Origin of the sequence: Streptomyces sp. JW3 (assembly GCF_052216785.1) — a bacterium.
GTDB lineage: Bacteria > Actinomycetota > Actinomycetes > Streptomycetales > Streptomycetaceae > Streptomyces.
The window spans coordinates 1-7,689 of record NZ_JBQOUX010000190.1; the positions used below are offsets into that span (position 1 = coordinate 1).

6 protein-coding genes and 1 pseudogene are annotated in these 7,689 nt (G+C 72.0%); all 7 read right to left on the minus strand.

The window, feature by feature from the left end:
- A partial coding sequence (locus ACTT8P_RS37495; protein WP_442836272.1) for an amino acid adenylation domain-containing protein occupies positions 1-1,154 on the minus strand: 1,154 nt, incomplete at its 3' end.
- A 167-nt stretch (positions 1,155-1,321) separates the two neighbouring features.
- The gene (locus ACTT8P_RS37500; protein WP_442836275.1) at positions 1,322-3,592 is read right to left on the minus strand and encodes an ABC transporter ATP-binding protein; all 2,271 of its coding nucleotides are present in this window, start codon (positions 3,590-3,592) and stop codon (positions 1,322-1,324) included.
- A 48-nt stretch (positions 3,593-3,640) separates the two neighbouring features.
- The gene (locus ACTT8P_RS37505; RefSeq protein ID WP_361160023.1) at positions 3,641-3,862 is read right to left on the minus strand and encodes an MbtH family protein; all 222 of its coding nucleotides are present in this window, start codon (positions 3,860-3,862) and stop codon (positions 3,641-3,643) included.
- A gap of 140 nt (positions 3,863-4,002) precedes the next feature.
- On the minus strand, positions 4,003-5,301 hold the full coding sequence (locus ACTT8P_RS37510; RefSeq protein ID WP_442836273.1) for a sensor histidine kinase: 1,299 nt from the start codon (positions 5,299-5,301) through the stop codon (positions 4,003-4,005).
- A gap of 1 nt (position 5,302) precedes the next feature.
- Positions 5,303-5,956 carry a response regulator transcription factor gene (locus ACTT8P_RS37515; protein ID WP_361160017.1) on the minus strand — a complete coding sequence of 218 codons (654 nt, stop codon included), beginning with the start codon at positions 5,954-5,956 and terminating at the stop codon, positions 5,303-5,305.
- 130 nt (positions 5,957-6,086) lie between these two features.
- Positions 6,087-6,890 carry an alpha/beta fold hydrolase gene (locus ACTT8P_RS37520; RefSeq protein ID WP_442836274.1) on the minus strand — a complete coding sequence of 268 codons (804 nt, stop codon included), beginning with the start codon at positions 6,888-6,890 and terminating at the stop codon, positions 6,087-6,089.
- 13 nt (positions 6,891-6,903) lie between these two features.
- A pseudogene (locus tag ACTT8P_RS37525) lies at positions 6,904-7,689 on the minus strand (hypothetical protein); the annotation flags it as partial.

Sequence of the window (7,689 nt, forward strand, 5' to 3'; positions counted from 1 at the left end):
GGGCAGGCCACGAACCGCTCGGCGGTCAGGTCCGCGCGGCCCAGATAGCCACGGGCCAGACCGGGACCGGCCAGATAGATCTCACCGACCGCACCGACCGGTACCGGGCGCAGTGACTCGTCCAGGACGAAGGCGTGCGTGCCGGCGAGGGGGCGGCCGATGGGCGGCGGCGCGTCCTCGGCGCTGGCGGTCCGGGGGATCTCCACGGCGGTGGCCATCACGGTGGCCTCGGTGGGGCCGTAGGTGTTCCACAGACCTGTGCGGGCCCGCCAGCGGGCCGCGAGGCCGGCGTTGAGCCGTTCCGCGCCCAGCAGCCAGTTCCGTACTTCGGGCACCGTCTGCGGGTCGAGGGTCGACAGCAGGGACGGGACGACGCTGGCGACGGTGACACCGCTGTCGCGGATCATCCGGGCGAGCGTCGCGGGGTCCGAGCGCTCCTCGCTCCTCGCGACGGCCAGGGTGCCGCCCGCGGCCAGGGTGGCGGCCAGGTCGAGCACCGACGCGTCGAAGCTGAACGACGCGAACTGAAGGGTCGTTTCGCCCGGTCCGGTGCCCAGGATCGGTGTCATGGCGTCCACCAGGTCCGCCACGGCGCGGTGTGCGACCGCGACGCCCTTGGGGCGGCCGGTGGAGCCCGAGGTGTGGATCACGTAGGCGAGTTGGCCGGGGTCCAGTGGTATGTCGAGGGGGGTGTCCGGTTCGGCCGCGATCGTCTGGTCGGCCGCCGTCAGCCAGTCGCCGTCGATGACCGGTGCGGCCCCGCTGCTGGTGATCATGTGGTGCAGGCGGTCCGCCGGGTATGCGGGGTCGAGGGGTACGTACGCGGCCCCGGCCCGCCAGACGCCCAGGACGGCCACCACCATGTCGGCGCCGCGGGCGAGCCCGAGCCCGACCCGTGACTCGGCACCCACCCCGGACCGGCGCAGATGGCGTGCCAGCCGGTTCGCCCGGCGGTCCAGCTCCGCGTACGACACCGTCTCGGTCCCGCAGCGCACCGCCACGGCCCGGGGTGTCCGGGCCGCCCACTGGGCGATGCGGGCGGGCACGGACGACCAGGCCGCCGGGGCCGCCGGCGGGGCGGACGAGGGTGCCGTGGCCCGCGGCTGGTCCGCGTGGTCCGCGTGGTCCGGGCGAAGCGGGCGAGAGTCAGACATCGCAGGGTCTCCACTGGCTGATTCGAGAGGCTTCCACGGCAGCGGCGGGCGGCACGCCCCGGCACCTGGTGCCGGGGCGTGTCGGGACACAGTGCCCGGCCCCGGCGGTCGGGCGGGCGGGGCGGAGCGCTGCGTCGTGAGGGCGTGCGGGTCGGAGCCCGTTGGGCTTACGCGGGGCCCTGGCGGTCCTGCGGGGGCGGGCCTCCGTTCGGACCTCCACTCGGACCTCCGTTCGAGCCGCCCTTCGGGCCCTCGTTCGGACCTCCGCGACGGAAGCGGGGTCCGCCTCGCGGGCCGCCGGGGCCCTGCCTCGGTACCGGTCCCGGGCCGCCGGGCACCGGTCCCGGGCCCATGCCCGGCATCGGTCCCTGCGGCATTCCGGGTACGGGACGCGGTCCCGGTCCCATGCCGGGCATCGGGCCGCCGACGTGCACCGGGCCGCCTGGTCCTCCCGGGCCGCCCACGCTTGCCGGGCCTCCTGGGCCGCCCGGACCCACGTGGCCGGCGAACTCGGCCGGTTCGGCCTGCCGGGCGGGCTCGTCCCGTTCGCGGGCGGGGGCGGAGCCGTTCTTCGACTGCCCCGCGAACTGGGTGCGGTACAGCTCGGCGTAGAGACCGCCCGCGGCGAGCAGTTCCTCGTGGGTGCCCTTCTCCTTGACCTGTCCCTCGTCGATGACAAGGATCTGGTCGGCGTCGCGGATGGTGGACAGCCGGTGGGCGATGACCAGGGATGTCCGGCCCTTCAGCGCGGTGCGCAGGGCGAGCTGGACGGCTGCCTCCGACTCGGAGTCGAGGTGGGCGGTGGCCTCGTCGAGCACGACGACGGGCGGCGCCTTGAGCAGCAGCCGGGCCATCGCGATCCGTTGCTTCTCGCCGCCGGAGAGCCGGTAGCCGCGGTCGCCGACCACCGTGTCGAAGCCGTCGGGCAGCGATTCGACGAGGTCCCAGATCTGGGCGGCCCGGCAGGCGTCGATCAGGTCCTGCTCGACGGCGTCCGGGCGGGCGTACATGAGGTTCTGACGGATCGTCGTGTGGAAGAGGTGGGCGTCCTGGGTGACCATGCCGACGGTGTCGAGCAGGGACTCCAGGGTGACGTCCCGCAGGTCCTGGCCGCCGATCCGGACGGTTCCCTCACCCGGGTCGTACAGCCGCGGGACCAGGTGGGTGATGGTCGTCTTGCCCGCGCCGGAGCGGCCGACCAGCGCGGTGAGTTTTCCGGCCGGCGCGGTGAAGCTGAGGTTGCGCAACGTCCATGCGTCGCCCGCGCGTTCGGGCATCGGCAGGGCGATCGATTCGAGTGATGCCAGGGAGACGTCGGCCGCGTTCGGGTAGCGGAACGACACGTTGTCGAACTCGATGTCCGTGGCCGTGCCGATCGGTGTCGCACCCGGCTTCTCCGCGATGAGCGGTTCGAGGTCCAGCACCTCGAACAGCCGGTCGAAGCTGACCAGGGTGTTCATCACGTCCGCCTGGGCGTTGGACAGCTGACCGATCGGCTGCATGAGGCGGGTCAGAAGGGTGGCCAGGGCCACCAGGGTGCCCAGTTGGATCGTGGCCTCGATGACCAGGTGGCCGCCGACTCCGTACACCGCGGCGGTGGCGAGTGAGCTGACCAGCATGGTGGAGAGGAAAAGCAGCTTCATGTGGACGGAGGTGCGTACGCCGACGTCGCGGCTGCGGTCCGCCAGTCCGGAGAACTCGGCGGATTCGCGGTCGGGCCGGCCGTAGAGCTTCGCGAGCAGCGCGCCGGTGACGTTGAACCGCTCATGCATCATCGAGCCCATTTCGGCGTTGATCTGCATGTGCCGGCGCATGAGGCGCTGCATCCGCCGTCCGATGATCCTGCCGGGCAGGATGAAGAACGGGGCGAGCAGCAGCGAGACGAGCGTGATGAGCCACGACAGGTAGACCATCGTGACCAGGACGAACGTCAGTGTGAGTGCGGCGGAGACGACGGTGGAGAGCAGCGAGGTGAGTGCCGCCTGCGCTCCCATCACGTCGGTGTTCAGCCGGCTGACGAGGGCGCCGGTCTGGGCGCGGGTGAAGAACGCCAGCGGCTGACGCTGGACGTGGTCGAACACCTCGGTGCGCAGGTCGTAGATGAGGCCCTCGCTGACGCGGGCGGAGAGCCATGCCTCCACGAGTCCGAGGAGTCCGGCCACCACCGACAGTGCGGCCACCGCCACGGCTATCCATACGACGACGGAGGTGTCGCCCTTCATGATGCCGTTGTCGATGAGGTATTTGAACAGCAGTGGAATGGCCACCGCACTGCCCGCGTTCAGCGTCGTGGCGGCCAGCAGGATTCCGATGCTGCGGCGGTGCCGCTTGGCGTACGGGATGATGCGCTTTGCCGTGCCGGGCCTTACGTCCTGCTTGGAAAGGGAGGGGTCAGGTCCGTCCCCCCGTACGATCACCGGTCCTGGGCCACCCATCATGGCCACAGCTACCACCTCTGTCCCGTTGTCTCGCCCGACGGCCTTCGGTCAGTTCACGGCTTGGGCGGCGGCCATCCGGTCGGCGAGGCTCTTCGGGCGCATGTCCGTCCAGTTCTTCTCGATGTACGAAATGCACGCCGCCCGGGTGTCCTCGCCGAACACGGCTTTCCAGCCGTCCGGCACTTCGGCGAATGCGGGCCAGAGAGAATGCTGGTTCTCGTCATTGACGAGAACGAGGAAGGACGCGTTTTCATCGTCGAAAGGATTCACTGTGACCACTCCCGTCAGTGGGGTTCACCGAGTGCGTTTCCCACGATAGTGAGCCCCTTCCGGGGCGACAAGCGACGGAATTGTGGGCCGGTGTCCAACCATTCATTATCGGCACTTGGACACGGGTGGCGGCGATTTGACTAGGGCCAGGTGCCGGCCGTTCCGGCGGGCGGGCCGGTGATCCGGTGGCGCTCGGGGAAGAGGACGTCCACCACGAGTCCGCCGTCGGTGCCGGCGCGGGCGGTGAGTTCGGCCCCGTGGGCGTCGACGATGGAGCGGACGATGGACAGGCCGAGGCCGTGGTGGCCGTCGTCCGCGCTGCGGCTGAGCCGCTGGAAGGGGTGGAAGAGCCGGTCGACCTGGTCGTCGGGGACGCGTTGCCCGGTGTTGGCCGCGGTCAGGAAGGCGCGTCCGGCGCGGGTGCCGACGGTGAGCTGCACCCGGCCGTCCGGGACGTTGTAGGAGAGGGCGTTGTCGAGGAGGTTGGCCACCAGCCGTCCGACGAGCGCCGGGTCGCCTTCGAGGGAGGCCGGCGCGATGCGGGCGTCGAGCCGCAGCCCGCGGCTGCCGGCCGCCGGGCGGACGGCGTCCACGGCCTCGTCGGCGAGGTCCGCGAGGTCCACCGGTTCCGGCCGGTCCAGGCCGCGTTCGCTGGTGGCCAGGAAGAGCAGTGCCTCCAGCAGGCGTCCCTGCTGTTTGCTGATGGTCAGCAGGCGTTCGAAGTTCGTCCGGAAGGTGTCGACGGTGGGATCCCGGTCGATGAGGGACTCCTCCAGCAGCGCGTGTTCCAGCGTCAGCGGGGTGCGCAGTTCGTGCGCGGCGTTGGCGACGAACCGTTTGTGGGAGTCGAGCGCGGTCTCCAGCCGGCCGAGGAGTCCGTCCACCGTGTCGGCGAGGTCCTTCAGTTCGTCGCGGGGACCTTCGACGGCCAGCCGCTCGTGCACGTTGCGGGCGGTGATCCGCCGGATGGTGGTGGTCATGGAGCGCAGCGGGCGCAGCACGCGTCCGGCGACCACCCAGCCCAGCCAGATGGAGATGACGGAGGTGATGGCCAGGGCGATCACCGCGTTGAACATGAGGTTGTCGATCATCTCCTGGTGGGTGTGGCGGGCCTGCTCGTTCAGTGCCTCGGCCTGTTGGTCGATGTCTCCCGGGCCGCCGCCGGCGGCGGCTCCGGTACCGTCCACGCCGATCGAGCGGTGGATGCGCGGTGGCCGGTCGGCGCCGGGTGAGGCCTGGATGCCGTCGATCAGGACCAGGCTGGTGGTGGTGCCCGCGACCAGCAGGTAGGTGACGGTGAGGAGCACCGCGCCGGAGAGGACGAACAGCCCTCCGTAGAGCAGCGTGAGACGCATGCGCACCCGGCGCGGCTTCAGCAGTGCGGCGACCCTGGCGCGGTCGAGGAAGTCTGCGAAGCGCGGGAACAGCCGCACGGGCACCTCAAATCCGGTACCCGCCGCGGGGCACCGTCTCGATCACGGGCGGGGAACCGAGTTTGGACCGCAGGCGGTTGATGGTGGTCTTCACCGTGTTGGTGAAGGGGTCCGTGGCTTCGTCCCACACTCGTTCGAGGAGTTCCTCGGTGGGGACCGGCCTGCCCTGGGCGGCCAGCAGGTATTCCAGCACCGCCAGTTCCTTGGGGTTGAGCGGCAGTCGCTCGCCGGCCCGGCTGGCGGTCCGCTTCGCCGGGTCGAGGCGCAGGTCGCCGTGGACCAGGACGGGCGCCAGGGCCCGTTGCGGGCGGCGGCCGATGGCCCGAATCCGAGCGATCAGCTCCGGGTAGGCGAACGGCTTGGGGAGGTAGTCGTCGGCTCCGAGGTTGAGCCCCTCGACCCGCTCGGCCATGGTGCCGGACGCGGTGAGCATCAGCACGCGGGGCTGGACCGGCTGTTCGGCGAGGGTGCCGCACACCTCGTCGCCGTGGATGCCGGGCAGGTCCCGGTCGAGCACGATCACGTCGTAGTCGACGACCGACGTGCTCTCCAGGGCGCGTTCCCCGTCGTGGACGACGTCGACGGCCATGCCCTCGCGGCGCAGCACCCGCGCCACCGAGTCCGCCAGCACGGCATGGTCCTCGACCACCAGTACTCTCATCGTCCACCCCTCGCGAAGAACTCTGCCGACCGCGACTCTCGCCCTGAGACTGCGACTCTGACACCCGGCCCGACAACTGGCCCTTGGGTCCCGGGAGTTGTGCGCAAAAGGTCAGGGTATGCCGCAGTGCTCAGTTCCGCGCGAAGAACGCGGTGATGATCTCGTTGACGGCGTCGGGTCTTTCGAGGCAGCCGTAATGGCCGCAGCCCGGTATTTCCGCGTAGGCGGCGCCGGGCAGGTGCTGGGCGAGTTCCCTTACCAGTGCGGGGCGGGCGACGAGGTCGTCCCGGAAGCCGATGACCTGGCAGGGCACGGTGATCCGTCGGTAGGCGGGCAGCCGGTCGCCGATCAGCTGGAGGCCGAGCTGGCCGCGGACCGCGGCGGGCGAGGCGGGAGCCAGTTCGAGGACGGACAGCCAGTCCTGGAGTTGTTCCTCGTCGTTGAGGGTGTCCGGGGAGAGGTTCTGGAGGGCCTGCACATAGGCGGCATACCGCGGCGGGAGGGTGATCCCGCTGTCCGCGAGGGCGAGGTCGGCGGCGGACATGGCGGTGATCAGCGCGTCCGCGCGTCCGCAGGAGGCGATGAGCACCGCCTGACGGACCAGGTCGGGCCGGGCCAGGAGCAGTTCCTGCACGATGATGCCGCCGAGGGAGAAGCCGACGACCCGGCACGGGCCGGCGTCCAGGTGGGTGATGAGCGCGGCGACGTCGGCCGCCATGTCGTCGAGGGTGAACCCCTCTTCGCACAGGTCGGTCGGCGGTATGCCGCGGTTGTCGACGGTGACGACGCGGTAGCCGGCGGCTTTCAGGGCGGGCACCTGGTGGGCGCGCCAGATCCGGCCGGGGGCCGCGGTCCCGGTGACCATGACCACGGGTTCGCCCGAGCCGTGGTCGTCGTAGCCGAGGTTGATTCCGTTGACGTGTACCACCGGCATCGGGCGGTCCCCCTCACCTTCGGGTCCGGACCGGAGCGCGGTGCTCCGGGTACGCCCGGACGGCCTCGGCGGCGGCGTCGTGGCCGCGCCGCCGGCACTCCGCCCAGGGTTCGACGGCGGTGAACGCCACCGCGAGCAGAGTGCCGACCGAGGCGAGGGCCGGCTGTTCGACCGTGCGGAACGGGCGCGGGGCGCCGCGCGCCGGGTCACCGGTCAGCTCCTCGGCCGGGGCGCACGGTCCGTCCGACCCGGCCGGGCCGGGCCGCGCCTCGGGCAGGCCGCGCACGGCGCGTTCGGCGGCGGTGGCGAGACCGCGGGCGAGGACCCGCTCGAAGCCGCCGCCGGGCGCGCGGTCTCGGGCCCGGGTGACGACCGGTCCGGACTGGATGGAGCGGTCCGTGGGCCGGTCCTGGCCGATCTCGGACGGGGTGGCGCGGTTCGCGGGCGGGTCCTGGCCGCTCCCGGACGGGGTGGAGTGGCCCGCAGGCCGGCCCCGGCCCCTCCCGGACGGGGTGGAGCGGTCCGTGGGCCGGTCTCGGCCGCTCCCGGACGACGTAGCGAGGCCCGCAGGCCGGTCCCGGCCGATCCCGGACGCGGTGACCACGCCCGCGGGCCGGTCCCGGCCGTTCGATGCCGTCGGACGCGCGCCCGGCGTGTCGGGGCAGGCGCGCGGCTGCGGGTCCGGTCCGGTGGGGCGGGTGTGCGGCTTCGGGTCCGGTCCGGTGGAGTGGGCGTGGTCGCCGGGGCCGGTCGGTACGGCGACGGGTGCCTCGTAGGCGGTCCCGGTGCGGTCCCGGGC